Below are 25,653 nucleotides of genomic sequence, written 5' to 3' on the forward strand. Positions count from 1 at the left end.
AGCATTTAATCTTCAAACGTACCGATAATACTTTCTTCATCAGTATCTTGCAGTGGTTTAGCTTTTCGGCGCATTGGCGCATCACCCACATCAATACCGGTAATAAAGCGTTTGTCACGCTTTGGCGCCGCTTTTGGTGCTTTGGTGCTAGTGGTACGGAGCGTCTTAGCAGCAGTATTGACCTTAACATTGGCCGCTTTAGCTTTAGGCTTATCACTCAAACCTTTGAATTTTGCTTCAAGGCCAGCGACTTGGCTGAAATCCAATTGTTGGCGTAAGAACAATTCAACTTTCTTAAAGTTCGCCCAGTCTTTAGGACCGACTAAAGAGATAGCATCCCCTTTAGCGCCAGCACGACCGGTGCGACCGATGCGGTGAATATATTCTTCGGCAAACTTTGGCATATCAAAGTTAATCACTAATGACACATTGAGTAAGTCCAGACCGCGCGAGGCTAAGTCTGTGGTCACTAAAATGCTGTACTGACCACGGCTAAATTGATCCATGATGCGGTTACGTTCATTTTGCTTTAACTCACCACTTAAGGCGATAGCACCAAGGCCTGATTGATTCAGCAAGCTCGCTAAACGCTCGGTATCACTGCGAGTCGCGGTAAAGATAATCACTTGCTTGTGGGTCTTAGCCGTTAACAAATGGCTTAACAGCGCTTGCTTATGATCTAAGTGATCGCACAAGTACACAGCTTGCTGAATATCTTGGTGGGCGACGTTGGCGCTACCAATGGCGATATGCTCAGGGTTTTTCAGTAATTCACTGGCAAGTTCATTGATATCGCTGTGATCTAAGGTGGCCGAGAACATTAAGGTTTGACGACGCTTATGATCCGCAGCCAAGTTAATGGCACGCAGTTGCGGCGCAAAACCTAAATCAAGCATACGGTCGGCTTCATCTAAGATCAGCAGCTCTAAGCCATTTAAAAATAAATGACGTTTTTGCAAGTGATCGGCAATGCGCCCAGGGGTTGCCACAATAAAATGCGGTTCGCGGGCAAGCGCTTTGGCCTGATCGTTAAAGTTCTCACCGCCTAAAATGCTAACCGCTTTATATTGGGTATTAGCAATCAGTAAGCGTAATTGGCTATACACCTGATGAGCCAGTTCGCGAGTTGGCAGTAAAATCAGTACCCGAGGGTCTTTTTTATTCAGTGCGCGGGTAGAAATAATCCTTTGCATTGCCGGTAATAAAAACGCCAATGTTTTACCCGATCCCGTTTTTGACGAGACCATTAAATCCTTGCCAGCCATAGCGACTGGAATGGCCTGAGCCTGGACGTCGGTTGGAGTGGTTAACCCCATATGCTCAAGACTCGTCATTAAGCGTTTATCAAGGGAAAAATCGGTAAAGTGCAAAAGAAAACTCCTTAAAAAATTGACCCAATATTGTAAACCCAAAGCCTGTCTGGCACCAGCAATGATGGATAATCACAGCTAAGGCTTGTGCCTTTTGCTAGCTATGGTATACATGGCGCCAAGTTTGATTAGCTAGGATGAATAAACCAATGCAAAGTAAAAAACGCGCAACCATAGGCTTAGCCCTTGGCAGTGGTGCCGCCAAAGGTTGGGCACATATTGGTGTGCTTAATGGCTTAAAGAAGATGGGCATTGAGCCAGATAAAGTGGCGGGTTGCTCCATTGGCTCGTTAGTGGGCGCGGCCTATGCCAATGATCATTTAGAGCAATTGCAATCTTGGGTGGAAGGTTTCTCATCGTGGGACGTGCTCGGCATGATGGATTTAAGCTGGCGTAAAGGCGGCTTAATGGGCGGTGAAAAGGTATTTGATCAAATGCAGGCCAGTATTGGCGCGGTTAAGATCGAAGACTTAAAACGCCCGTTTACAGCGGTAGCAACTGACCTTTATACCGGCCAAGAAATTTGGTTTCAACAAGGTGACTTGCGCCAAGCCGTGCGCGCTTCTTGCTCAATGCCGGGGATTTTATCACCAGTGCGCTTAAATCAACGCTGGCTGGTGGATGGCGCTGTGGTTAACCCTGTGCCTGTATCTGTGGCTAGAGCCATGGATGTCGATATTGTGATTGCGGTTGATTTAAGTGCCTATAAGCGCACTCGCATGCAGGTATTGCCAGTGCAAATGATGTCGAGTACTCCAAGCGCGCAAGATGTGGTGGATAATGCGGGTCACAAAAGTGCAGGCTTTATGGATTTACTCGCCAAAGGCAAAGAGTATGTGTCGGGCTTAACCGATAAGCTAAGTCTTAGCCAAAGCTTTGGCGATCCTGGCATGTTAGCAGTGATGTCGCAATCTATGGAAATCTTAGAAATGCGCCATAAACGCGCGCGCTTAATGGGCGACCCGCCGGATATCTGTTTAGCCCCGAAAGTGGCAGATATTGGCACTATGGAATTTCATCGCGCCAGTGAAGCGATTGCCGCTGGTGAGCAAGCTGTAATTGAGGCTGCCCATTTGATTGAAGCCGCATTAAGCGGCCACTAGAGAGTTACTCATATTTTTATGATTAAAAGTGCTTAGTGGCAGAGTCATTGTCGCTAGGCACATATGTTAGTACTCAATCTACTCACTCTACCCAATCCAATTAATCGCCATCAGCGTGTTTCGCTATTTTCTGATTGGTTTCGCCGTTTGTTCGTTTCAATCCATAGTCGCTTTCACGCCCAAAATAACAGCAATAATGACGCTGTTACTCCGAGAAATGCTTAGGGTCAAGTAGCAGTTTGGCAAACAGTGCTCGGAGCATCACTAATAGGGCAGTGTTGCAGCCATCACACAATTTGCATGATCTGGATCAATGTTTTTTCTGTCAGCTTGGCGCTTAATACGCTACATATTGTGTCTGTAGTTTTGAATGCCACTACATATAGTGCGTATTTTCATCATAGCGTGGAGAGATAAATCATAATGCCAGTAGTGATTAAGCGAGACGGTTGCCGTACTTTGTTTGACGAAGCCAGGATCAAGGATGCAGTAATGGCGGCAGCTTGCTCAGCTGGCATACAAGATGATGAATATGCGGTTGCGGTTGCTGCAGGCGTAAGTGGTGCTGTTGCCCATTTGGCTGAAGTAGAAATTGCTTGTCTTCAAGATGCGGTAGAAAATGCGCTGATGGAAGGCCCATACAAGGAAGTGGCGCGCCATTATATTGAATATCGCCATGACCGTGATGTGCAGCGTGAATCCACCAGTCGCCTGAATCTCGAGATTAAAGGCTTGGTTGAGCAAAGCAATCCTGCGCTATTAAATGAAAATGCCAATAAAGATGCCAAGGTTATTCCGACTCAAAGAGACCTGTTAGCCGGTATTGTGGCTAAGCATTATGCCACTCGCTATTTATTACCAAAAGATGTAGTCGCCGCGCACGAAGCGGGTGAAATCCACTTCCACGACTTAGATTACTCGCCATTCTTCCCAATGTTTAACTGTATGCTGATTGATTTGACCGGCATGTTAACTCAAGGCTTTAAGATGGGTAATGCTGAAATTGATACGCCTAAATCGATTTCAACCGCGACTGCCGTGACCGCGCAAATCATTGCGCAGGTGGCGAGCCATATTTATGGCGGCACCACGATTAACCGTATCGATGAAGTGTTAGCGCCATTTGTGACTAAGAGTTATCAAAAGCATTTAGCCATAGGCACAGAGTGGCAGATTGCTGATCCTGTCGCTTTTGCCCGCGCGCAAACTGAAAAAGAATGTTATGACGCTTTTCAATCGTTAGAGTATGAAGTCAATACCTTGCATACTGCCAATGGCCAAACACCGTTTGTGACCTTTGGTTTTGGTTTAGGGATTAGCTGGGAATCACGCTTAATCCAGCAATCTATGATGAAAGTACGCATTGGTGGGTTAGGTAAAAACCGTAAAACAGCGGTATTCCCTAAATTAGTCTTCGCCATTCGTGATGGTGTAAACCATAAGGCCAATGATGTTAACTATGACATCAAGAAGTTAGCCTTAGAGTGCGCCACCATGCGTATGTACCCTGATATCTTAAACTACGAGCAAGTTGAACGCGTCACCGGCTCATTTAAAACGCCTATGGGCTGTCGCAGCTTCCTTGGTACTTATGAAGAAAACGGTGAGCTTATTCACGAAGGCCGTAATAACCTCGGTGTTGTGAGCTTAAACTTACCGCGCATTGCCTTACAAGCTAAGGGTGATGAAGCTGAGTTTTATAAAATTTTAGACGCGCGTTTGCTGGTGGCACGCCGCGCCTTAGATTCGCGCATTGAGCGCTTAAATGGCGTTAAAGCCCGTGTCGCTCCAATTCTTTATATGGAAGGCGCGTGCGGCGTACGTTTAGGCCCTGATGATGATATCGCGCCAATTTTCAAAAATGGCCGCGCCTCTATTTCATTAGGTTTTATTGGGTTACATGAAACCATTAATGCCTTGTATGTGGGCCAAGGTCATGTGTACGACAGTGAAGTGTTGCGTCAAAAAGCCATTGAAGTGGTGCAATACTTACGCAATGCTACCGATAGCTGGAAAGAAGAAACTGGCTATGGTTTTAGCTTATACAGTACTCCAAGTGAGAGCTTATGTAGCCGTTTTGCCAAAATTGACACCAAAGAGTTTGGCGTCGTGACCGGTGTGACAGATAAAGGCTATTACACCAACAGCTTCCATCTGGATGTGGAAAAAGCGGTGAACCCTTATGACAAATTAGAGTTCGAGCGCGCTTATCCTGAAATCGCCAGTGGTGGTTTTATTTGCTACGGCGAATACCCGAACATGCAGCACAACATTGAAGCACTGGAAGATGTGTGGGATTACAGCTATTCCCGCGTGCCATATTATGGCACTAACACGCCAATCGATGAATGTTATGACTGCGGTTTTACTGGCGAATTTAGCTGTACCAGCAAAGGCTTTACTTGCCCTAAGTGTGGTAACCATGAGCCGAGCCGAGTGTCAGTGACACGCCGCGTATGTGGTTATTTAGGTAGCCCAGATGCGCGCCCATTTAACTATGGTAAGCAAGAAGAAGTGAAGCGCCGTGTTAAACACTTATAAAGGCTAGGTTTACTTCTGCTATTCATCCACAGGGCGCCTTAGGCGCCCTTTGAGGTTATTATGAATTATCATCAATATTTTCCGCTCGATGTGATTAATGGTCCCGGCACGCGCGCCACCTTATTTGTGTCGGGCTGCGAGCATCAATGCCGTGGTTGCTACAACCAAAGCACCTGGGGACTCAATTCTGGGCATTATTTTGATGACGCCATGGTTACGCAAATCATTAACGATTTAAACGATGAGCGTATTAAACGCCGTGGTTTGTCATTAAGTGGCGGCGATCCTTTGCATCCGGCGAATTTAGCCGCCATTGAACACTTATTATTGCAAGTGCGTGAACATTGCCCTGGCAAAGATGTGTGGCTGTGGACTGGCTATGAATTATCGAGCTTAAGCGCCGCGCAAGAACGTGTGGTGGCACTCATAGATGTGCTGGTGGATGGTAAATTTGAGCAAGCCTTGGCCGATCCCAGTTTGCGTTTTCGGGGCTCAAGTAATCAGCAAATTCACTATTTGACGGTAAACTCCAGCCCTGAGGTATAAATCAGACTGTTTCTCAAGCGACAGGCAGTGTTATAATCAGCGCACAAACAGCAATTGCTTGCTGTATTTTCCATCCCTAAGGTATCAAGATGAATTTGAAAGAAGAACTGCAACAGCTCAATGACAAGCTGGATAAGTTTCGCCGTAAACTGGCCGTGGCTGAACAGCGCGGCGATGCCGGTGTAATTCTGCAGTTTAAACGTGAAATTGCCACTGTGACTAAGCGTATTGCTAGCATTAAAGGCCAACAAGACCGTTTACTTAATAAAGAAGGGCAAGATATCAAGAACTTGCCATTTAAGCGTGAATTAACTTCGCAAGAGCAAGCCAACATGGGACAGCTGAAAAAGACAGTTAAAGACTTAATTGTCGTGCATCCTATGACTAAATTAGGCCGTCAAATGGGCTTAACTAAAGTGACTGGTTACGCTCCTAACGCATTCTAATTAAAGCGCCATTGGTTGCCGTCTAGGATTTAAGACGTCCACAGAGTAAGCGTGTCAGTGAGTGTTGTGTCTATGTGTGAAAACACCATTAGTGATGTCAACACTCAATTATTAAAAGGATTTCTCTTCAATGGATTGGATAGAATTCAACGGATAGAGTTGTCGTTAAGGTTTTTACATGTCGATTAATTATGTCGCTACCTCAAAATTACCCACCCCTTGGGGCGTTTTTGCTATGCATGGTTTTGAAGATACAGAAACCGGCAAAGAGCATGTAGCGTTAACTTTTGGTGAGTGGTCGTTAGACACTCCAGTGTTGGGCCGAGTGCATTCTGAGTGTTTGACCGGTGATGCGCTGTTTAGCTTACGTTGTGATTGTGGTTTTCAGTTACAAACGGCGATGCAAAATATTGCCGAAGCGGGTCAAGGATTTATTCTTTATTTGCGTCAAGAAGGCCGCGGTATTGGCTTACTCAACAAAATTCGCGCCTATGAATTGCAAGATAAAGGCGCTAATACCGTTGAAGCTAATGAGATGCTGGGCTTTGAAGCCGATATGCGCCGCTATGACATGATAGCGCCTATGTTCGCGCATTTAGGCATAGCTCAGGTTAAGTTAATGACCAATAACCCAAGAAAAGTAAACGCGCTTAAAGATATTGGTATCAATGTGGTTGAACGCGTGCCTTTGCAAGTGGGTAAAAACCGCTATAACGAAGCCTATCTAAAGACCAAGTCGACTGAACTAGGCCATATGATGAGCGAATATCATTTTAATGATGAGGCTTAACTAGCCTTTAGATCCATTATTGCTTATGCGTCGCTAGATGTAAGGCTTAAGTGTATATGCTTAGGCTTTGCTTCTGTTTCATAGCTTATTTTTTCATGAGTTATTTTTCTTAATATCATCCCATCTATATTTGTGTCTTCTATCCTTGTATATCCCTGCAAGCTTTCAAAGTTTTATCAGTATTATCAAAATTTTACTTAACATCATGCCTATCTCATTTATTATGGTGAGCGAATTACCGTAAGAGCATAAGAGGGCGCAGTAATGGATGTGAGGCAAGTGGCACTGATGGCAGGGGTTAATCTTTGCGTTGCAACAAGCGCTCTCGCAACAACAGAAAGTACTGACTCCAGTAGTGACGCGCATTTTGCCTTTGCCAGTTATTTAGGTAGTGGTATTTATCGCACCAGTGGCCAGCAAGCATCAGTACTCAACTTACCCTTATATGTCACCCTTGAGCAAGATAGCGACCATAAGATCAATTTACGCTTACCTGTGTCCTTAGGTTTTTTTGATTATCAATGGCAAGACTTACCTATTGGCGATTTACCGTCAAGCATAGGCACAGCAACCTTTACCCCTGGGATTGAATACAGTTGGTTTATTGACCCGCAACTTACTTTAGAGTCATATTTAGATTTAGGTGTAGGTTGGAATTTTAGTGAGAATCGCCAAGTCGGTATTTATTCCACTGGTGTGAGTAGTCTCTATAAATTAACCCCCGAACAAGATGCGGCCATTTGGGTCGCAAGGCTGTATATCGCAGGCTATAACGATAATAACCGCGGCCAAACCGAAACCTATGGTGCCTTACATACTGGCATTGATTGGTCGTTGGGGGAGGGATGGCATTGGCAAGCGCATCAGTGGCAACCGCGCGCATTTGCTGCCGCTTACTGGTTTTTTTCACCAGTTAACTTTAACTCAGGTGAAAAGAATCTATTTGCTGATAACGCCATCGAGCTAGGATTAAGTCTAGCGCTTGACCCCGTGCCGCAATGGCTCGGGGTTACACTGAGTCGAGTTGGGATCAGTTATCGTTACTCGCAAGATTTGCGCGTGTGGCGTCTTATCTTTGATTTTCCGTTCTAATCCCCGCCGCTTAATTTTTTCCCCAAATATGGGCATTAACGTTAGCGCTGTCATCGCTGGCACTAGCATCGCTTTGGCGAGCGTTAGTCGGTTGGCTGCTATGGCTCTTAGGGCTATGGCTTCTAGCGATATGAGCTTTGGCGCCTTGAGTCTTAGCGCTTGGATCTTTAGGACTCTGGGTATACACGGCCACTAAGTGTGGCGGTAACGCTAATTTATGTTTGTTGAGATATAAGATTTCAACTTTCTCTCTGGCCCAAGTCGTTTTACGCAGGAATTTGAGGCTAGATTTGATGCTGGGATTATCGTTAAAACAATTGATGCGGATTTTCTGATAAAGACCTTCCCAGCCATAGTGAGACTGTATATCAGTTAAAATGGCTTCAAGGGTGAGGCCGTGTAACGGGTTATTCGCTTGATTCATGTTGAGCTCATCAGAAAGTGAGCCGCTAGTATAACAAAAAAGCACACAGGACATAGCCCTGTGTGCTTTTGGATAGCGATTGAGCTTACCCTTCGGCTTGCTCATCCGCTGCAATTTTGCCGCGGGTCTTTACTACGATTAACGCGGTAATCACTAAAGTAGTCACGATGCCAGCCACCGTTGAAATCGTCATAGGTAAGCCTGCACCTAATGTGGCAGAGTTCAGCATAAAGGTGATCACGACTGTGGTCATAAACATGGCTGGGATAGTACAAATCCAGTGCAGCTTGTTGTGACGCAGCAAATAAGCTGATGCTGTCCATAACATCATGACTGCAGTTGCTTGGTTAGCCACGCCGAAGTAGCGCCAAATCACACCAAAATCCACTTGAGTTAAGATGCCGCCTAAGGCGAACAATGGCAGAGCCAGCATTAAACGCTTGCCAACTTCAAGTTGTGACATCTGAAAGAATTCAGCCAAAATCAAGCGAGCAGAGCGGAATGCGGTATCACCAGAAGTAATAGGCAGGATAATTACACCCAGCACGGCCATAAAGCCACCGACCACACCCAGTAAGCCAGTGGATGCTTCATAAACTACGTTGGCAGGATTGCCAGCCATGCCAGCATTTAAGCCTTCAACACCGCCAAAGAATGACAGGGCAATCGCACACCAAATCAGGGCGATAATACCTTCACCTATCATGGCGCCATAAAACACGAAGCGACCATTAGATTCATTTTCAACGCAGCGCGCCATGAGCGGTGACTGAGTTGCATGGAAACCAGAAACAGCGCCACAAGCAATAGTGATGAACAGCGCAGGCCATAATGGCATGTCGTTCGGGTTCATGTTGCTAAAGAAATGCGCGATTTCATAACCTGGCAGTAAATCATGCTCGCTTGAAACGATTAACGCTAAGGTTAAGCCGACAGACATGAATAACAGCAGCGCGCCAAAGAATGGGTATAAGCGGCCAATGATCTTATCAACAGGGACTACGGTAGCAATGAGGTAGTAAATGAAAATACAGCCTAAGAAAATGCTCATATCAAGGCCGGTCAGCTTAGTCAGTAAACCTGCTGGCGCTGAAATGAACACTACGCCAACCAGCAGCAATAAGATGATGGCAAAGATATTCATAAAGTGCTTAGCGCCTTGACCTAAGTATTTACCGGCAAGATTGGGCACTGATTGACCTTGGTTGCGCACTGATAGCATGCCCGAGAAGTAATCGTGCACTGCGCCTGCGAAAATACAACCAAACACAATCCATAACATGGCGGCAGGGCCATACAAAGCGCCTAAAATTGGACCAAAGATAGGGCCTACGCCAGCAATGTTCAGCAATTGAATGAGGTAAACCTTGCCTTTAGACATAGGCACGAAATCGACCCCGTCAGTCTTGGTAAAAGCAGGTGTTTGACGCTCAGGTTTGATGCCGAAGATTTTTTCGACGAAGGCGCCGTAAATGAAGTAGCCGCCAATTAGCAAGCCTACACACAATAGAAACCAACTCATAATTTTATTCTTATTCCATTAATAAATATGGGAAATATATTAATGGAAAATGAATTATTTTTGGGGCTAAGCTGATTGAGTGGTCTGATTTTTTGTCTTAGCGGTCATATAGGCGGGTAAGCGGCGGGCTCATTTATTGTTCCCGCGCAACTTTGGGTTATAAATAACCAAAATGCTGTTTTAGGCTTTTTAAATAACGGCGCGAAATTGGTACTTTGGCGCCACTGTGAGTAATGGCTTGGCCACCAGATTCGAGTGGTTCAATTTCAGCAATGGCTGCCGGCATGATTAAATATTGGCGATGACAGCGTACCATAGCGGTTTTTTCTTCCAATATCTTTAAGGTCAATTGGGTATGAACATTGTGATCGTTTGTCACCACATGAATACCGCTAAGATCGCTAAACACATATTCTACCGCTGCCGCTTTGACGACTCGCAAGCGATTACCACAGTAACAAGGCAAATGAGTGAACTCATCGGGCACCAGAGCAGGCATTAATTTGGGGCGTAAATCACGCCTTACTTTATCTAAGGTTTGGGCTAAGCGTGATTCATCCAGCGGCTTTAACAAATAATCATAAGCATGATATTCAAAGGCTTTTAGTGCGTAATCATCATATGCTGTGGCAAACACTACTCGCGGCATAGTCTCAGGATCCAGCATAGCGAGCAATTCTATGCCACTAATTTGCGGCATTTGAATATCAAGAAATACCAGTTGCGGCTTTAAACGATTGATGGCGCTTAAGGCTTCAATGGCATTGGCGCATTGGGCTATCACCTCAATATCATCGGTCGAGGCTAAGAGCTCGGCTAATTCATCACGGGCGAGCGGTTCGTCATCAACAATAATGCAGCTAATCATACTGTGTCCCTGTCGGCTGGCAGTTTAATGGTGATTAAGGTGGAATGCTGCGCGTTACATACAGCAGTGAGCCCATATTCTTGGCCAAATTGATTTTTTAAACGCTTATCCACTAAGGTCATGCCAAGGCCTTGATGATCATCTTGGGGCTGATATAGGCCGGCATTATCTTCAACACTGAGATAATGACTGTGCTTAGTCTGCCAAGCTCGGATATGTATGATGCCTTGGGATAGTAATTGCGATGTACCATGTTTGACGGCGTTTTCGATTATGGGTTGCAAGGTAAATGCGGGTAATTGCCAATGATGAAATTCAGTCGGAATATCAATGCTTACTGTTAATTTATCACTAAAGCGGGCTTTTTCTATGGTGAGATAATTATCTATGTGATCCAGTTCATCACTTAGGCTTATCAGGCCGGTGGTGCGCTTTAAATTAATCCGTAAAAATTGCGCCAATTGCAGAAGCAAGGTGCGCGCCTTAGTGGGGTCTTTACGCATAATCGCGCTGATGGTATTGAGCGCATTAAACAAAAAGTGAGGATTAACCTGGGCTTGCAATAGCTTAAGTTCAGCTTGAACCAGCAGGTTTTGTTGAGCCTCAAGTTGGCCATACAAAATTTGATTGGATAACAGCTTAGCTATGCCTTCGCCTAAGGTGCGGTTGATATTTAAAAACAGCTTTTTTTTGGGCTCGTATAACTTGATTGTGCCTATGACTTCAGTGTCACTGTGTAGCGGGATCACTAAGCAAGAGCCTAATTTGCAATGAGAAGACAGTGAGCAGGCGTAACGGGTATCGACCCCATCGGCAAACATAACCTTGTTTTGGGTTAAGGCATCTAAGGTCAATTGCGATGAAATCGCGGCGCCTGGAATATGATGCTCAGCGCCTATGCCGATAAATGCCAGTAATTTATCTTTATCGGTAATAGCCACCGCGCCCACTTTAGTTTCTTCAATAATGATTTGCGCCATTTGCGCAGAGGTCTGTTGGTTAAAGCCTTTGGATAAGACGCCAACACTACGCTCAGCTATTTTAAGCGCCTTAGTTGAAAAGCTTGATGACAGCTTATCAAACATGGTTTTTTGGTCGCGCACCATACTCATGAATAAGGCGGCGCCTAGCGCATTGACAATCAGCATAGGTAAAGCAATTTGCTGCACTAAATCTAAGGCAAGCGCTAAAGGCTCTGCAACCAATACAATCAGTAGCATCTGCAGCGCCACCGCAAATAAGGTCACGGCAAATGCCAAACTTGGCATAAACAGCTTTTCTATCTGACCTTTACTGCGAAAATAGTAACTGACTAACCCTGCCGACAAGCCTTCTAAGGTGGTTGATATAGCGCAGGCTAAATCGGTGAAACCGCCCACACTGTATCTGTGCAAGCCGCCGGTAATACCTACCAATAACCCAGTGACTGGGCCACCCAGTAAACCACCTAATACAGCGCCCATGGCGCGAGTGTTAGCGATAGCATCTGCCGTTTGCTCACCAAAGTAAGTCCCCATGATGCAAAAACCCGAAAAGATAAGATAAATGAAAATCTTATGGGGGAATCTTGGCGACGTTTCAGTCACTATTTTAAATAGAGGTGTTTTACTGACGAGATAGACTATGACCAAATAAACACACATTTGTTGCATGAGAAGCAGTATTAAAGACATGGATCATCGCTTGGGAATATTTGGCGTTATTTTGCCAGACTTTTGCGGTAGATCAGAGATTAATTATCTCAAACACCTTAAGCTATAAAAAATTTACATGTTTAAAGGCATAACAATGACACAATCAATTCATGGCCATAAAGTAATGGATTTTATGGTAGAACTCGGCCCAAAGGTTGAGCTCGACTTAATCGCAGCAATTCAGCATCAGTTTGGCGCAAGCCAGCGCTTTCATACCTGTAGCGCCACCGACCTTGATGCCAAAGCTTTATTAGATTTTTTAAAAACTAAGGGTAAGTTAGTTGCCATTGAGGGTGAACAGTGGCAACTAGCGGCTGGCCAAAAATGCGATCATTAATGTCCCGAGCAAATTAAAGAGTTGCTTAAGTCGTTGGTTAAACCACGACTTAAGCGTTACTTTTTTGCTCAAACTCAACAGCAATTAAAAATAGTTGCTGTTGTGGTTCCACTCGGCAAACCTTAGCGGGAATTTTTTCGACACTATCGTTACTGGGTTGCAGTGCTATTAACACGTTGCAACCCAGAGGGAAGTTTGTACTTGAAATAAAACTCGTACCGAAACGTGAAATATCAGCGTGTTTGGCAATCAGGCTGTGCTCTTGTCCTTGCTCAAGCCAAAAGACACCAATATCGCTCGCCTCCATATCAATGCGTACCGACTGACGCAGTTCTTTGAATCCTTGAATAGTCACAACTAATTCCTTTTATTGGTAAAGAATCCAAGATAATAGTAGTTGCTGCCGGCAGTAAATCAAAAAAAACGGCCTATGGCCGTTTTTAGTATTAGTCATCGTTGTCTGGCGTTTTAGGGTAGGGCAGTTTTAATTGGCCCCAACGAATAACAATAACCGTTCCGGCTAACACTATGGTTGATAACGAAATGGCGGCAATGCGCCAATCATCCATGCTTTTCATATCAAGAATAAGGTAGCGAGCTAAAGCAACAATGGCGATATATACAGGCATACGTACTGGTAACTTACCTGACTCAATGTAATTAGACACCATGGCTAATACTTCAAGATAGATAAATAGCAGCAGCAAATCGGCCAAGGCCACCATGCGAACATGAATGATATGCACAATTTCTTGACCAATAGCCACCATAGTGGCAATAGCGATAAGTGCTAAGACTAGATGTTCAACCAACTTGATGCTTTTAATCCCGTTTCTGCGGATTTTTCCCATAGTGCTCTCAGTGCATAATGTAATGGACGGCATGGTAGCAGCATCACAGGGAAATGTGACATTAAGGCGTGTGATCAAGATCGGGATTTTAAATTTTTAGCAATAAAAAACCGCCAAATGGCGGTTTTTAATCAGAACAGTCGTTTAACTTAGCGCTTTAACGCTTCGTTTAAATGAGGGCGGAATGCCTTCACTAAGTGGCTAGTCACTTTAGGAGAGCCAGCAACTATGTTGCCTGACATCATATAGTTGTGGCCACCGGTGAAATCAGTCACGGTTGCGCCCGCTTCACGACAGATTAAGTCGCCAGCAGCTATGTCCCAAGGCTTTAAGCCTAACTCGAAGAAACCTTCAACGCGGCCAGCAGCAACATAGGCTAAATCAAGTGCGGCAGAACCGGCGCGGCGAATATCGGCACACTGGTTAAATACGTCAGCTAACATAGCGAAATAGCTTTCGGTATGTTGACGAGCCTTGAATGGGAAACCAGTAGCAATAATGGCGTTGTTCAAATCATTTGGTTGACCTACGCGGATACGACGGTCATTGAACTTAGCGCCTTGACCACGAACGGCTGAGAACAGCTCGTCACGCATTGGATCATAAACTACGGCAACTTCAGTCTTACCACGGATTTGTAAAGCAATAGACACTGCGAAGTGAGGAATACCTTTAACGAAGTTATTGGTACCATCCAGTGGGTCTACAATCCAAATGTAATCAGTGTTGGTACCACGGTTTTCACCGCCTTCTTCACCCACGATAGTATGATCAGGGTAAGATTTACGAATTTGGTACACGATCGCTGATTCGGCTTCTTTGTCGACGTTAGTTACGAAGTCATTAATACCTTTTACACTGACTTCAATTTTATCTGAGTCGTGATAAGCACGCATAACGGTTTGACCGGCGGCGCGAGCGGCGCGGACGGCGATGGTTAGCATCGGATGCATTGCATTCCCCTGGATGTAAAAGAACGAAAAAATAACCGCGAGATTATACTCAAATCTCAAGTTATATCAAATGCTGATTTTGCACTAAAGAATCAAACTGGCTTGTGGTAAGCTTTTAGCCTTATAACTCTTTGTCTAAGAAAATTATTCTATCTTATGCTCAGTAATATTCGTGTTGTACTGGTGGGAACATCTCACCCAGGTAATATAGGTTCAGTGGCCAGAGCCATGAAAACCATGGGATTATCAAGCTTGTATTTGGCTGAACCTCGGGTTGAACCTGATGGTCAATCTGTGGCGTTAGCCGCTGGTGCTTCTGATATTCTTAAGCATTTGGTGAAAGTTGATTCACTAAGCGATGCCATTAAAGATTGCTCATTAGTGATTGCGACTTCAGCGCGCAACCGCACTTTAGATTGGCCTATGCTCGATCCCCGTCAAGCCGGTGATAAGTTAGCCACTGAGGCGCGCACTGGCCCGGTTGCTATTGTTTTTGGCCGTGAAAACCATGGTTTGAGCAATGAAGAACTGCAAATGTGTAATTATCACGTGTGCATACCTGCCAATCCTGAATATAGCTCGCTTAATTTAGCCCAAGCAGTGCAGTTGATTTGTTATGAGACTCGGGTTGCTCATTTGGCGCATTTAGCCAGTGAAAGCGCGCCTGAAGCGCCGGCTGAATACCCATTAGCGGACGATCAAGAACGCTTTTTCGTCCATTTAGAAAACACTTTACTGTCGACGGGGTTTATTGTTAAAAACCACCCAGGTCAAGTGATGACTAAATTACGCCGCCTCTTTACACGCGCGCGCATCGAAGCTCATGAAATGAATATTTTACGCGGTATTTTGACCTCTATTGATAAAAAGGTTGGCAAAAACTAACGGTTAAAGGAAATCCATGGGTATCAAGGCGAGATTAAAAGAAGATATAGCGTCTATCTATGACAGGGACCCTGCCGCGCGCAGCACCATAGAGATTTTATTCAATTACCCAGGGATGCATGCTATTTGGTTGCATCGCATAAGTTATAGATTGTGGAAGGCCGATTGGCGCTTGAGTGCTCGGTTATTATCAACTTTTTCCCGTTTTCTAACGGGGGTTGAAATTCATCCGGGCGCTACCATAGGTCGACGCTTCTTTATCGATCATGGCATGGGCGTAGTGATTGGTGAAACGGCTGAAATTGGCGATGATTGCACCTTGTATCATGGGGTGACGTTAGGTGGCACCAGCTGGCAAGCCGGTAAACGTCATCCGACCTTAAAAAATAACGTAGTAGTGGGCGCTGGCGCTAAGATTTTAGGCCCTATTACTATGCATGATGGCGCGCGTGTCGGCTCTAACTCAGTAGTCGTTAAGGATGTTGAGCTTGATACCACAGTGGTTGGTATTCCAGGGCGCGCTGTGGCTAAACCCACCAGTCACGACCAAGAGCAAAGCGATAGACGCAGCGCCATGGCTAAAAAATACGGCTTTGATGCTTATGCGGTATCACCGGATAACCCAGATCCGGTCGCCAATGCCATTGGTCAGATGCTTGATCACATGCATTTAATGGATTCTAAGGTGCAAGAATTGTGTCAAGTGGTGGAAAAACTTGGCGGCGATGTCTGCACTGACCGCTTACCTCAGTTAGATGTTGGCGATTTTAATGATGCTGAAATTGCGGCAGCTCAAAAGCGCCAAAAATCGATTGATGAGTTTGATCCCATTATCTAAGGCTATTTGCCATAAAATGGCCTGACAAGATTGAAAGTTTGACTAGAAAAGGGTTAAATACCCCAGCGTTAAGACGGGGTATTAATCTTATAATGTCCTAGTATTTCACTCGGGTAAATACTTGACTAAAATGCTTGGGTATGTTGCAATGCTTACCAAGAACCGTTGGGAGCAGTAGTAGTTATGAAATTAACCTCGAAAGGACGCTACGCCGTCACTGCCATGCTGGATGTAGCTATTCATTCTGCCAATGGCCCGGTACCTTTAGCCGATATTTCCGAACGTCAAGATATCTCATTGTCTTATCTTGAACAGCTGTTTGCCAAATTGCGTAAACAAGGGTTAGTCGCGAGTGTCCGTGGACCTGGTGGAGGTTATCGTTTAGGGCTTGATGCCGATACGATTACTGTGGCTATGGTAGTGAGTGCAGTCGATGAGTCCGTCGATGCCATGCGATGTCAAGGTAAGGCCAATTGCCAGGGTGGCAGCCGCTGTTTAACTCACTCGTTGTGGGGCGATTTAAGTAAACAGATATCAGATTTTCTCGATAGCATAACGCTGGCGGGACTGATGAAGAAACGAGACGTACAGGTTATCTCTGTCAAACAAGACGAGAAACACCTAAAACAACGTGTCAGTGCGTGATATTCGCAACCCAATCAACATTTTTTTGTACGTAGTAGACAATCGCAACATTGCAGATTGTAAAGTACGGAGTGTGAAATGAAGCTTCCTATATATCTCGATTATGCCGCAACCACCCCTGTTGACACTCGTGTCGCTGAGAAAATGGTTCAGCATATGACTATGGATGGTGTATTCGGTAATCCTGCGTCACGTTCTCATCGCTACGGTTGGCAAGCTGAAGAAGCTGTCGACAATGCTCGTAGTCAAGTGGCTGAGCTGATTAATGCCGATCATCGTGAAATCGTATTTACTTCAGGTGCGACTGAGTCTAGCAACTTGGCTATTAAAGGTGTTGCTCACTTTTACCATAAGAAAGGCAAGCACATCATTACCAGCAAGACTGAGCATAAGGCGACGTTAGATACTTGTCGTCAGCTTGAGCGTGAAGGTTTTGAAGTGACTTATTTAGAGCCTGGCAGCAATGGTATTATTTCGCTGGCGCGTTTAGAAGAAGCCATGCGTGACGACACTATCTTGTTAACGTTAATGCATGTTAATAACGAAATCGGTGTTATCCACGATATCGAAGCCATTGGCGAATTATGTCGCGCTAAGAAAGTGATTTATCACGTTGATGCTGCCCAAAGTGCCGGTAAATTACCGATTGACTTACAGACAGCCAAAGTCGACTTGATGTCAATTTCTGGGCATAAGATGTATGGTCCTAAAGGCATAGGTGCATTATATGTGCGCCGTAAGCCACGCATTCGTCTAGAAGCACAAATGCACGGTGGTGGTCATGAGCGCGGTATGCGTAGTGGCACCTTAGCAACTCACCAAATCGTAGGTTTAGGTGAGGCCGCCGCCATTGCTAAGCAAGATATGCAAGCTGATGGTCAGCGCATTACAGCGCTGCGTGACAGATTGTGGAATGGCATCAATGATATCGAAGAAACCTATATCAATGGTGACATGCAGCAACGTTATGCCGGCATTTTCAACGTCAGCTTCAACTTTGTTGAAGGTGAGTCTTTGATGATGGCCTTAAAAGATTTAGCTGTGTCATCAGGCTCTGCCTGTACCTCTGCCAGCTTAGAGCCAAGCTACGTATTACGTGCTTTAGGCCTGAGTGATGAAATGGCGCATAGCTCAATTCGTTTCTCTATCGGCCGTTTTACCACAGAAGAAGAAATTGACTACGCAATTAAGACCATTCGTGCATCGATTGGCAAATTACGTGAAATGTCACCTTTGTGGGAAATGTTTAAAGACGGTGTTGATTTAAGCAAGGTGCAATGGGCCCATCACTAAGTGATCCCCCATTAACATAGCAATAGTAAAGAATTGGAGCAGGATCATGGCTTATAGTGAAAAAGTAATAGACCATTATGAAAACCCTCGTAATGTTGGCGCCTTCGATAAGGATGATCCATCAGTAGTAACAGGCATGGTGGGAGCACCTGCGTGTGGCGACGTGATGAAATTGCAATTGAAGATTGATGACAATGGCATTATTCAAGATGCAAAATTTAAAACCTACGGTTGCGGTAGCGCGATTGCTTCTAGTTCATTAGTGACTGAGTGGGTGAAAGGCAAAACTGTTGCTGAAGCTTTAGCGATTAAGAACACTGATATTGCTGAAGAATTGGCATTGCCGCCAGTGAAGATTCACTGTTCGATTTTGGCAGAAGATGCGATTAAAGCCGCATTGGACGAGTACAAGTCTAAGCATTCAGCGGAGTAATCATGGCGATTTCGATGACACCTGCAGCCGTCGCTCGGGTGAACGCATTTCTCGAAAACCGCGGTAAAGGTATTGGCTTACGTCTGGGGTTACGTACCTCAGGCTGTAGCGGCATGGCGTATGTCATTGAGTTTGTTGATGAACTCAATGACGATGATGAAGTTCATAACGTTGACGGCGTCAATATTATTGTTGACGCTAAGAGTGCTATTTACTTGCAAGGCATCGAGCTTGATTTTGTCAAAGAAGGCCTGAACGAAGGCTTTAAATTTAACAACCCTAACGCTAAAGGCGAATGTGGTTGTGGTGAAAGCTTTACTGTATAAGCTGACGTTATGAATTATTTTGAGTTATTTGCACTACCTATTAGTTTTGAGCTGGATAATGCCGCGCTCAGTGAACGTTATCGTCAACTGCAGCGCACTGTGCACCCCGATACATTCTCTGGCGGTAGTGAACAAGATAAACGCATTGCTTTGCAGCGTACCTCGCAAGTGAATGATGCTTATCAAACCTTGAAACGCCCAGTGACTCGCGCTGAACATATCTTGTGGCTTAACGGCAAAGATATTCAGCACGAAACCACCACAGTCAAAGATATGGCATTTTTGATGCAACAAATGAGTTGGCGAGAAGCACTGGCAGATATACCGTCTGCCCGTGAGCCCGAAAACGATATTGCACAATTAGCCACAGAGTTTACTCAATATCAATCGACTATCTTGCAGCAACTGGCGCTCAAATTAGCCAGTGACGATCCTGATGATCTTAACGTTGCAGTCGATTTGGTGCGTAAGCTCAAATTCATGAATAAGCTGCAGGATGAACTTAGCCAGGCAGAGGATGCTTTGCTCGACTAATCCTGTATAAAGAGTTGCCATCGAGGCTCAACCCAGTTGAGCCTTTATTACAAGAGTTATCACTATGGCCTTACTGCAAATTGCTGAGCCCGGACAAAGCGCGGCTCCGCATCAACATCGTCTCGCCGCCGGTATCGATTTAGGCACCACCAACTCACTGGTTGCTGCTGTTAGAAGTGGCCAGGTTAATACTCTCGCTGATAGCCAAGGGCGCCATGCGTTACCTTCGATAGTGCGTTATTGTGAGCACTATGTTGAAACGGGTTATCGCGCTGCTAATGCTTCTGCTAAAGATCCACAAAACACCATAGTCTCAGTTAAACGCTTTATGGGACGCAGTCTTGCGGATGTGTTGAGTAAAGACAATCATCACGCCTATCAGTTTACTGCCAGCGATAATGGCCTGCCTTTATTCAATACAGTGCAAGGGCCGGTCAATCCCATTCAAGTCGCCGCCGAAATCTTAAAGCCGTTAGTGGCTAGAGCCGAAGAAACCTTGGGCGGTAAGCTTGAAGGCGTAGTGATCACTGTGCCGGCTTATTTTGATGATGCTCAGCGCCAAGGCACTAAAGATGCCGCTAATTTATTAGGGCTTAAAGTCTTACGTCTGTTAAATGAACCTACGGCTGCCGCTATTGCTTATGGCTTAGATTCCGGCCAAGAAGGCGTGATCGCGGTTTATGATTTAGGCGGTGGCACCTTTGATATTTCGGTGTTGCGCTTACATAAAGGCGTATTTGAAGTCATGGCTACAGGTGGCGATTCTGCCTTAGGTGGCGATGATTTTGACGAGTTACTGGTGCAACACTTAGTGACCGAATGGCAATTAGCGCAAACTAATCATCAAGTGAATCGCCAATTGCTGATTGAAGCGCGCCGTATTAAAGAAGCCTTGAGTGATGCCCCCGCTGTTGCTGCCAAGCTTGATATTGATGGTCAATCATACGAGCTTACTATCACGTGCGAACTATTTAATCAGCTGATTGAGCCTTTAGTTAAAAAGACTATTGCTGCTTGTCGCCGCGCGCTGCGCGATGCTGAAATTAGTCAAGATGAAGTGCTGCAAACCATTATGGTGGGTGGCTCTACCCGCGTACCTTTAGTGCGTGAGCGCGTGGCTGAATTTTTTGGTAAATTGCCATTAACTAGCATAGATCCAGACAGAGTCGTGGCCTTAGGCGCCGGTATTCAAGCCGATATTTTGGTAGGTAATAAGCCTGAGTCTGAACTGCTGCTATTAGATGTGTTACCGCTGTCGCTTGGCATTGAAACCATGGGCGGCTTAGTGGAAAAGGTGATTACTCGCAATACCACTATTCCGGTGGCGCGCGCACAAGAATTTACCACCTTTAAAGATGGTCAATCGGCCATGGCCTTTCATGTTGTCCAAGGCGAGCGTGAATTAGTGCAAGATTGCCGTTCATTAGCGCGTTTTACCTTGCAAGGTATTCCGGCGTTAGCGGCAGGTGCGGCGCACATTCGCGTGACTTTCCAAGTGGATGCCGATGGTTTGCTCAGTGTTACCGCTATGGAGAAATCCTCTGGCGTGCAGTCTAGCATTCAGGTTAAGCCATCGTTTGGTTTAAGCGAAAATGAAATTAGCACTATGCTAAAAGATTCGTTAAATCATGCCAAAGCTGACATTGAACTGCGGATGTTAACTGAGCAGAAAGTTGAAGCGGCGCGCGTGATTGAATCCTTAACCTCGGCGTTAAGAAAAGATGCAGATTTACTGGATGTCAGCGAGCATGCCATGATTGAATCTGCCATGCAGGCGCTATTGATAGCCGCTGACGGTAGTGATGTTAAAGCCATTACTGCTGCCATCGAAGCGGTAGATGCCCAGACCCAAGAGTTTGCTGCGCGTCGTATGGATAACTCGATTAAGACGGCTTTAACTGGCCAATCTGTTGATAATATATAGGTACAAGCTATGCCACAGTTAGTTTTTCTTCCTCATGAAGAATTGTGTCCGCAAGGTGCGGTAGTTGAAGCAGAAGTCGGTGAGTCGATTCTGGATGTTGCCCTGCGCAATGGCATTTTGATTGAGCATGCCTGCGAGAAATCCTGTGCATGCACCACTTGTCATGTGATAGTGCGCGAAGGCTTTGATGAATTAGAGCCAAGCGATGAACTGGAAGATGATATGTTAGATAAAGCTTGGGGCTTAGAGCCTGAAAGCCGTCTTTCGTGTCAGGCTAAAGTGGTTGATTGCGATATGATTATTGATATCCCTAAATATACCATTAACATGGTTAGCGAAGGTTAATCTGCCTTCACTCTATAATCCTCGTTGCGGCGGGGATTTTTTTTACCCGTAAGTTCTGAGTTGTTAGTACTCATCAATAAGATTATCAGTCAAGGCTAATTCACTTTTATCTCAAGTTTGAGCGGTTGTGCGTACTAGTCGATCGCTCTTGGTGAGCTTTGTCACGAATTAGTTGTTATAAAGATAGGATTCAATACGTTAATCTCGTATAATCCGCGCAAATTGATAATCCCTACTGAAAGGAATACATAATAATGGCGATCGAACGCACTTTTTCAATTATCAAGCCTGATGCCGTAGCCAACAACCATATTGGTGCTATCTATAGCCGTTTTGAGTCTGCGGGTCTTAAAATTGTTGCTTCAAAAATGGTGCACTTAACCAAGGAGCAAGCTGAAGGTTTTTACGCTGAACATAGCGCACGTCCATTCTTTGGCGCCTTAGTGGCCTTTATGACCTCAGGCCCAATCATGGTGCAAGCCTTAGAAGGCGAAAATGCCGTGTTAGCTAACCGTGAAATCATGGGCGCAACCAATCCTGCTGATGCCGCCCGCGGCACTATCCGTAGCGATTTTGCTAGCAGCATTGATGAAAACGCTGTTCATGGTTCTGATGCATTAGGTTCTGCTGAGCGCGAAATAGCTTACTTCTTCAGCGTTGATGAGTTGTGCCCTCGCACTCGTTAATACTTGATTGCAAAGTGATTATTTTAGTCGTTAATGATAAAGGAGCTTAGGCTCCTTTTTTGTGGCTGTAACGTGATCACTGTCAAGTTTATTGAAAAAAACGAGCAGTGACTGAAACTTTATTGTTATCAGATTGTTTCGGTCTCACTGGTTGCGTGTTATTTGCCCTTCAAGTTAACCGCCTGATTTTTAACCACTTCATTTCCAGCTTCATTATTTTCTAAATCTCCAGATATTCAAAATCGCTTAAAAATCAACATTTTAGCAACAAGTGGGTGTGTTGATGTTGTTTTTGTTGCGAGTTAGTTTGTTTTTGGGGTGGTTACTCTTGTTCTGTAACCATGATAACAACAATGAATGAAAGGATGAGGCATATGACAATGCAAACTGCAGTGGCTAACGCTGTTGGTATCAGCCTGTTTGCTATGGGGGTTAGCTCTATTCCCGTATTTGCGACAGAAACCAACGAAGTTGAACGGATTGAAGTCACAGGCTCGCGAATTGTTAGGGAAGGCGCGATAGCTCCAACACCTGTGACTGTGATTACTGGTAAAGAGCTGCTCAATACGGGTGCAGTTAACATTGCCGATGCACTGAATGAATTACCGCAACTGGCTGACACTTATTCACTCGGTAATTCAGGTACTTCCATTGGTACTGCGGGTCTGAATCGTTTAGATTTACGCGGTATGGGTTCTAATCGAACCTTGGTACTCGTAGATGGTAAGCGCCATGTGGCGGCTGTTCCTGGCTCTGCGGCTATGGATATTAATACTATTCCTACCGCTTGGGTTGAAAGTGTTGAGATTATTACCGGCGGTGCATCGGCGATTTATGGTGCCGATGCCGTGACTGGCGTGGTTAACTTTAAGCTCAAAAAGAGTATTGAAGGCTTTAACGCTAATGTCAGCAGTGGTTGGGCTGAAGACAGCGGTTATAACAATCAGCGCGCATCACTTAGTTACGGTAGTAACTTTGATAATGACCGTGGTAATGCCGCTATTTCGGTGGAATACGCGCAGCAAGCGCGCCTTGATATGATGGAACGCGATCAGACCGCAGTCTCTTGGGCAAGGTTTGCCGATAAATCTGGCAATACTGTCAATGAGTTTTTACCTAATGCTGGTCATTATCGGATCAGTAATGGCGGCACTACCAACATAGGTGGCAAATATTACACCTTTGACCCGGATGGCAGAGTGCGTGAAGTTGACCGTGGCGATAAATTTGATGGCGCCTATTGCGCTGGTGATTGTGACTACATCAATTTACGCCAGTGGGAAGAACTACAACCGGAATTTGATCGCACCACAGTGAACTTCAAAGTGAACTACGATCTTACCGATTCGCTCAACGGTTACTTGGAAGCTAAGTATTCGCAAATTAATGCGACCACGGCAGGTCAGCCAGCCTTCTTTTTCTTTAACCCTAAAACCACCATTGAAAGAGATAATGCTTTCATCAGCAATGAACTTGGTGCTTTGATGGATACCGCAGGCCTTGACAGCATCATGGTTAACCGGTTCATGAGTGATTTGGGGGCGCGTACCGAAGAAGATGAACGCACCACCCAGCGTTATGTGATGGGTATTCAAGGTGAAGTATTTAGCGGTTGGGACATGGACTCTTATGTGGTTTATGGCCAAACCAAGCATGACAGAACTAACCTTAACAACCTGATCTACGATAACTTTAACTATGCCATCGATGCCATTAAAGACCCCACTACTGGTCAAATTGTGTGCCGTGACTTAGAAGCTAGAGCCAATGGCTGCGTGCCCGCAAACATCTTTGGTCATGGTAATTTAAGTGATGAAGCGCGTGATTATATCAGTACTACTACTCGCGGTAGCTCTACTATCAAGCAGTTTGTGACTGGTGCATCCATCGCTAACTCGAGTTTATTTGAGTTACCAGCGGGTTATGTTGGGGTTGCGACAGGGGTTGAATATCGCCGCGAAGAAAGTACTTCCGATGAAGATCCGTTTGCCGCGGCAGGTAATACCTTCTTCAATGCTTTACAAAGTGAAGGTGGTAAATTTAACGTTAAAGAAATATTTGCTGAAGTCTCTATTCCACTGCTCGCCGATTTGCCGTTAATCGAACAGCTGAATATGGATGCGGCGGTGCGTTATGCTGATTATTCATCTGTGGGTGATGCTACCAGTTGGAAGCTTGGGCTTGATTGGGCGCTATATAGTGATTTGCGAGTGCGCTCGACCATTGCTACCGCGATGCGGGCACCTAATATTGGTGAGCTTTATTCCGCGCAGTCGCAGAACTTCTTTAGGGTCAACGATAGCTGTAAAGCCAGTGAAATGACCAGTTTGACCCCAGAGCAGCGCGCTATTCGCAGTGCTAATTGTGCAGCCCTTGGCGTACCCACAGGCTTTGATGATCCCTATGATGATAAGACCCTCGAAGGGTTATCTGGCGGTAATGAAAACTTAAAGCCTGAAGAGTCTAAGTCATTTACCGCAGGCTTTGTGTTTGAGCCAAGCTATGTCGAAAACTTAGTCTTTATGGTGGATTATTGGCAGATTGAAATTACCGATGCTATTAGCTCAATTAGCGCGCAAGATATTATAGATAAGTGCGTGGATTCAGCGACGGGAGTCGATAATCAATATTGCAGCTTGATCACCCGCGATAAGAATAATCATCAAATCACAAACATTTTACAGGTAGTGCAAAATATAGCCAAGTCAGAAACCTCTGGGGTCGATTTTCAGTTAGGATATGATTTCCCATTGGCAGACGGTGACTTTAAAACCAACTTACTGGCGACTTATTTAATCGAGAGTAAGAGTTATCCATTCCAAGATAATGTCAGCGAATATGAAGAATATGCAGGCGTAATTGGCGATGCTAAATGGCAAGGGCAACTTAGGTTTGCCTACAACATAGATGCGTTAACCTTAAATTGGAAAACGACTTATATCGATAGGGTAAGTTTATATACCGACCAATTTAGCGCTAATTACGATAAGCCATATTCCAATATTATGGAATATGGTTCCTACGCAACCACAGACATTTTTGGTTCTTATGAGTTGAGTAACGGTTTATCCCTTGGCTTAGGTGTTGATAATTTATTCGATAGAGAATTGCCAATTATGGCGACTGGCAATGGCAATGGCCAAGGCGGCTACGATAATATAGGTAGGTTCTATTATTTAACGCTAGATTACGCCATCTAATGTTTAA

The 25,653-nt window shown here is 45.0% G+C and carries 26 protein-coding genes; 18 read left to right on the plus strand and 8 right to left on the minus strand.

Annotated features, from left to right (window positions below; genetic code table 11):
- Positions 1-5: 5 nt before the first annotated feature.
- Positions 6-1,370 (minus strand): DEAD/DEAH box helicase, encoded by a 1,365-nt coding sequence (locus AC1HDP_RS01965; protein ID WP_479637464.1) that lies wholly within the window; start codon positions 1,368-1,370, stop codon positions 6-8.
- 149 nt (positions 1,371-1,519) lie between these two features.
- Here AC1HDP_RS01965 and rssA point away from each other — a divergent pair, with 149 nt between their 5' ends.
- From rssA to AC1HDP_RS01995, 6 genes are all read left to right on the plus strand, one after another.
- Positions 1,520-2,473, plus strand: a complete 954-nt coding sequence (rssA, locus tag AC1HDP_RS01970) for a patatin-like phospholipase RssA (RefSeq protein WP_479637465.1) — start codon at positions 1,520-1,522, stop codon at positions 2,471-2,473.
- A gap of 423 nt (positions 2,474-2,896) precedes the next feature.
- Positions 2,897-5,014, plus strand: coding sequence for an anaerobic ribonucleoside-triphosphate reductase (nrdD, locus tag AC1HDP_RS01975; protein WP_479637466.1), 2,118 nt, complete (start codon positions 2,897-2,899; stop codon positions 5,012-5,014).
- A gap of 60 nt (positions 5,015-5,074) precedes the next feature.
- Positions 5,075-5,560 (plus strand): anaerobic ribonucleoside-triphosphate reductase-activating protein, encoded by a 486-nt coding sequence (gene nrdG, locus AC1HDP_RS01980; RefSeq protein WP_140932236.1) that lies wholly within the window; start codon positions 5,075-5,077, stop codon positions 5,558-5,560.
- A gap of 89 nt (positions 5,561-5,649) precedes the next feature.
- The gene (locus AC1HDP_RS01985) at positions 5,650-6,006 is read left to right on the plus strand and encodes a YibL family ribosome-associated protein (RefSeq protein WP_479637467.1); all 357 of its coding nucleotides are present in this window, start codon (positions 5,650-5,652) and stop codon (positions 6,004-6,006) included.
- A 178-nt stretch (positions 6,007-6,184) separates the two neighbouring features.
- The gene (gene ribA / locus AC1HDP_RS01990) at positions 6,185-6,796 is read left to right on the plus strand and encodes a GTP cyclohydrolase II (RefSeq protein WP_140932238.1); all 612 of its coding nucleotides are present in this window, start codon (positions 6,185-6,187) and stop codon (positions 6,794-6,796) included.
- 264 nt (positions 6,797-7,060) lie between these two features.
- Complete coding sequence (locus AC1HDP_RS01995) at positions 7,061-7,888, plus strand: hypothetical protein (RefSeq protein ID WP_479637468.1); 828 nt, start codon at positions 7,061-7,063, stop codon at positions 7,886-7,888.
- 10 nt (positions 7,889-7,898) lie between these two features.
- On the opposite strand, the gene AC1HDP_RS02000 is transcribed toward AC1HDP_RS01995, so the two are convergent.
- The 4 genes from AC1HDP_RS02000 to AC1HDP_RS02015 all read right to left on the minus strand — a co-directional run bounded on the left by AC1HDP_RS02000 (position 7,899) and on the right by AC1HDP_RS02015 (position 12,375).
- Positions 7,899-8,312: a VF530 family protein gene (locus AC1HDP_RS02000; protein WP_479637469.1), complete on the minus strand. Its 414-nt coding sequence runs from the start codon at positions 8,310-8,312 to the stop codon at positions 7,899-7,901.
- A gap of 85 nt (positions 8,313-8,397) precedes the next feature.
- Positions 8,398-9,834 carry a carbon starvation CstA family protein gene (locus AC1HDP_RS02005; RefSeq protein ID WP_479637470.1) on the minus strand — a complete coding sequence of 479 codons (1,437 nt, stop codon included), beginning with the start codon at positions 9,832-9,834 and terminating at the stop codon, positions 8,398-8,400.
- Between the two features lie 157 nt (positions 9,835-9,991).
- A complete protein-coding gene (gene btsR, locus AC1HDP_RS02010; RefSeq protein ID WP_479637471.1) occupies positions 9,992-10,702 on the minus strand; it encodes a two-component system response regulator BtsR in 711 nt (236 codons plus the stop codon).
- A complete protein-coding gene (locus AC1HDP_RS02015; RefSeq protein ID WP_479637472.1) occupies positions 10,699-12,375 on the minus strand; it encodes a LytS/YhcK type 5TM receptor domain-containing protein in 1,677 nt (558 codons plus the stop codon). Before AC1HDP_RS02015 ends, btsR begins: the two co-directional genes overlap by 4 nt.
- Before the next feature lie 115 nt (positions 12,376-12,490).
- Here AC1HDP_RS02015 and AC1HDP_RS02020 point away from each other — a divergent pair, with 115 nt between their 5' ends.
- Positions 12,491-12,733, plus strand: coding sequence for a YecH family metal-binding protein (locus AC1HDP_RS02020; RefSeq protein WP_479637473.1), 243 nt, complete (start codon positions 12,491-12,493; stop codon positions 12,731-12,733).
- 49 nt (positions 12,734-12,782) lie between these two features.
- On the opposite strand, the gene AC1HDP_RS02025 is transcribed toward AC1HDP_RS02020, so the two are convergent.
- From AC1HDP_RS02025 to suhB, 3 genes are all read right to left on the minus strand, one after another.
- Positions 12,783-13,088, minus strand: a complete 306-nt coding sequence (locus tag AC1HDP_RS02025; protein ID WP_479637474.1) for a PilZ domain-containing protein — start codon at positions 13,086-13,088, stop codon at positions 12,783-12,785.
- A gap of 91 nt (positions 13,089-13,179) precedes the next feature.
- Complete coding sequence (locus tag AC1HDP_RS02030) at positions 13,180-13,584, minus strand: phosphate-starvation-inducible protein PsiE (RefSeq protein ID WP_479639802.1); 405 nt, start codon at positions 13,582-13,584, stop codon at positions 13,180-13,182.
- Between the two features lie 149 nt (positions 13,585-13,733).
- Positions 13,734-14,537 carry an inositol-1-monophosphatase gene (gene suhB / locus AC1HDP_RS02035; RefSeq protein ID WP_140932246.1) on the minus strand — a complete coding sequence of 268 codons (804 nt, stop codon included), beginning with the start codon at positions 14,535-14,537 and terminating at the stop codon, positions 13,734-13,736.
- A gap of 156 nt (positions 14,538-14,693) precedes the next feature.
- Between suhB and trmJ the strand changes: the two genes are divergently transcribed.
- From trmJ to AC1HDP_RS02090, 11 genes are all read left to right on the plus strand, one after another.
- Positions 14,694-15,422, plus strand: coding sequence for a tRNA (cytosine(32)/uridine(32)-2'-O)-methyltransferase TrmJ (trmJ, locus tag AC1HDP_RS02040; protein ID WP_479637475.1), 729 nt, complete (start codon positions 14,694-14,696; stop codon positions 15,420-15,422).
- A 16-nt stretch (positions 15,423-15,438) separates the two neighbouring features.
- Positions 15,439-16,260 carry a serine O-acetyltransferase gene (gene cysE / locus AC1HDP_RS02045; protein ID WP_479637476.1) on the plus strand — a complete coding sequence of 274 codons (822 nt, stop codon included), beginning with the start codon at positions 15,439-15,441 and terminating at the stop codon, positions 16,258-16,260.
- A 183-nt stretch (positions 16,261-16,443) separates the two neighbouring features.
- Entirely contained in the window at positions 16,444-16,905 is a 462-nt protein-coding gene (gene iscR, locus AC1HDP_RS02050; RefSeq protein ID WP_140932249.1) for a Fe-S cluster assembly transcriptional regulator IscR, read from the plus strand.
- A gap of 78 nt (positions 16,906-16,983) precedes the next feature.
- Positions 16,984-18,198, plus strand: coding sequence for an IscS subfamily cysteine desulfurase (locus AC1HDP_RS02055; protein ID WP_140932250.1), 1,215 nt, complete (start codon positions 16,984-16,986; stop codon positions 18,196-18,198).
- Between the two features lie 46 nt (positions 18,199-18,244).
- Entirely contained in the window at positions 18,245-18,631 is a 387-nt protein-coding gene (gene iscU / locus AC1HDP_RS02060; protein WP_140932251.1) for a Fe-S cluster assembly scaffold IscU, read from the plus strand.
- 2 nt (positions 18,632-18,633) lie between these two features.
- Positions 18,634-18,957 (plus strand): iron-sulfur cluster assembly protein IscA, encoded by a 324-nt coding sequence (iscA, locus tag AC1HDP_RS02065; RefSeq protein ID WP_140932252.1) that lies wholly within the window; start codon positions 18,634-18,636, stop codon positions 18,955-18,957.
- 9 nt (positions 18,958-18,966) lie between these two features.
- Complete coding sequence (gene hscB / locus AC1HDP_RS02070) at positions 18,967-19,491, plus strand: co-chaperone HscB (protein ID WP_479637477.1); 525 nt, start codon at positions 18,967-18,969, stop codon at positions 19,489-19,491.
- Positions 19,492-19,555: 64 nt separating this feature from the next.
- Positions 19,556-21,415 carry a Fe-S protein assembly chaperone HscA gene (gene hscA, locus AC1HDP_RS02075; RefSeq protein WP_479637478.1) on the plus strand — a complete coding sequence of 620 codons (1,860 nt, stop codon included), beginning with the start codon at positions 19,556-19,558 and terminating at the stop codon, positions 21,413-21,415.
- A 9-nt stretch (positions 21,416-21,424) separates the two neighbouring features.
- Positions 21,425-21,760, plus strand: coding sequence for an ISC system 2Fe-2S type ferredoxin (gene fdx, locus AC1HDP_RS02080; protein WP_140932255.1), 336 nt, complete (start codon positions 21,425-21,427; stop codon positions 21,758-21,760).
- Positions 21,761-22,014: 254 nt separating this feature from the next.
- A complete protein-coding gene (gene ndk / locus AC1HDP_RS02085) occupies positions 22,015-22,446 on the plus strand; it encodes a nucleoside-diphosphate kinase (protein WP_140932256.1) in 432 nt (143 codons plus the stop codon).
- Positions 22,447-22,811: 365 nt separating this feature from the next.
- Positions 22,812-25,646 carry a TonB-dependent receptor gene (locus AC1HDP_RS02090; protein ID WP_479637479.1) on the plus strand — a complete coding sequence of 945 codons (2,835 nt, stop codon included), beginning with the start codon at positions 22,812-22,814 and terminating at the stop codon, positions 25,644-25,646.
- The last annotated feature ends 7 nt before the right edge of the window (positions 25,647-25,653 follow it).

This window comes from Shewanella sp. ISS20 (assembly GCF_056522965.1).

Bases quoted from the DNA above. Each gene is read 5' to 3' on its own strand.
- iscR (WP_140932249.1), top strand. From the start codon at position 16,444: ATGAAATTAACCTCGAAAGGACGCTACGCCGTCACTGCCATGCTGGAT.
- nrdD (WP_479637466.1), top strand. From the start codon at position 2,897: ATGCCAGTAGTGATTAAGCGAGACGGTTGCCGTACTTTGTTTGACGAA.
- ribA (WP_140932238.1), top strand. From the start codon at position 6,185: ATGTCGATTAATTATGTCGCTACCTCAAAATTACCCACCCCTTGGGGC.
- AC1HDP_RS02090 (WP_479637479.1), top strand. From the start codon at position 22,812: ATGAGGCATATGACAATGCAAACTGCAGTGGCTAACGCTGTTGGTATC.
- AC1HDP_RS02005 (WP_479637470.1), bottom strand. From the start codon at position 9,834: ATGAGTTGGTTTCTATTGTGTGTAGGCTTGCTAATTGGCGGCTACTTC.
- AC1HDP_RS02055 (WP_140932250.1), top strand. From the start codon at position 16,984: ATGAAGCTTCCTATATATCTCGATTATGCCGCAACCACCCCTGTTGAC.
- AC1HDP_RS01985 (WP_479637467.1), top strand. From the start codon at position 5,650: ATGAATTTGAAAGAAGAACTGCAACAGCTCAATGACAAGCTGGATAAG.
- rssA (WP_479637465.1), top strand. From the start codon at position 1,520: ATGCAAAGTAAAAAACGCGCAACCATAGGCTTAGCCCTTGGCAGTGGT.
- hscB (WP_479637477.1), top strand. From the start codon at position 18,967: ATGAATTATTTTGAGTTATTTGCACTACCTATTAGTTTTGAGCTGGAT.
- AC1HDP_RS02015 (WP_479637472.1), bottom strand. From the start codon at position 12,375: ATGTCTTTAATACTGCTTCTCATGCAACAAATGTGTGTTTATTTGGTC.
- AC1HDP_RS02030 (WP_479639802.1), bottom strand. From the start codon at position 13,584: ATGGGAAAAATCCGCAGAAACGGGATTAAAAGCATCAAGTTGGTTGAA.
- AC1HDP_RS02000 (WP_479637469.1), bottom strand. From the start codon at position 8,312: ATGAATCAAGCGAATAACCCGTTACACGGCCTCACCCTTGAAGCCATT.
- trmJ (WP_479637475.1), top strand. From the start codon at position 14,694: ATGCTCAGTAATATTCGTGTTGTACTGGTGGGAACATCTCACCCAGGT.
- suhB (WP_140932246.1), bottom strand. From the start codon at position 14,537: ATGCATCCGATGCTAACCATCGCCGTCCGCGCCGCTCGCGCCGCCGGT.
- AC1HDP_RS01995 (WP_479637468.1), top strand. From the start codon at position 7,061: ATGGATGTGAGGCAAGTGGCACTGATGGCAGGGGTTAATCTTTGCGTT.
- AC1HDP_RS02020 (WP_479637473.1), top strand. From the start codon at position 12,491: ATGACACAATCAATTCATGGCCATAAAGTAATGGATTTTATGGTAGAA.
- ndk (WP_140932256.1), top strand. From the start codon at position 22,015: ATGGCGATCGAACGCACTTTTTCAATTATCAAGCCTGATGCCGTAGCC.
- iscA (WP_140932252.1), top strand. From the start codon at position 18,634: ATGGCGATTTCGATGACACCTGCAGCCGTCGCTCGGGTGAACGCATTT.
- fdx (WP_140932255.1), top strand. From the start codon at position 21,425: ATGCCACAGTTAGTTTTTCTTCCTCATGAAGAATTGTGTCCGCAAGGT.
- hscA (WP_479637478.1), top strand. From the start codon at position 19,556: ATGGCCTTACTGCAAATTGCTGAGCCCGGACAAAGCGCGGCTCCGCAT.
- btsR (WP_479637471.1), bottom strand. From the start codon at position 10,702: ATGATTAGCTGCATTATTGTTGATGACGAACCGCTCGCCCGTGATGAA.
- cysE (WP_479637476.1), top strand. From the start codon at position 15,439: ATGGGTATCAAGGCGAGATTAAAAGAAGATATAGCGTCTATCTATGAC.
- nrdG (WP_140932236.1), top strand. From the start codon at position 5,075: ATGAATTATCATCAATATTTTCCGCTCGATGTGATTAATGGTCCCGGC.
- iscU (WP_140932251.1), top strand. From the start codon at position 18,245: ATGGCTTATAGTGAAAAAGTAATAGACCATTATGAAAACCCTCGTAAT.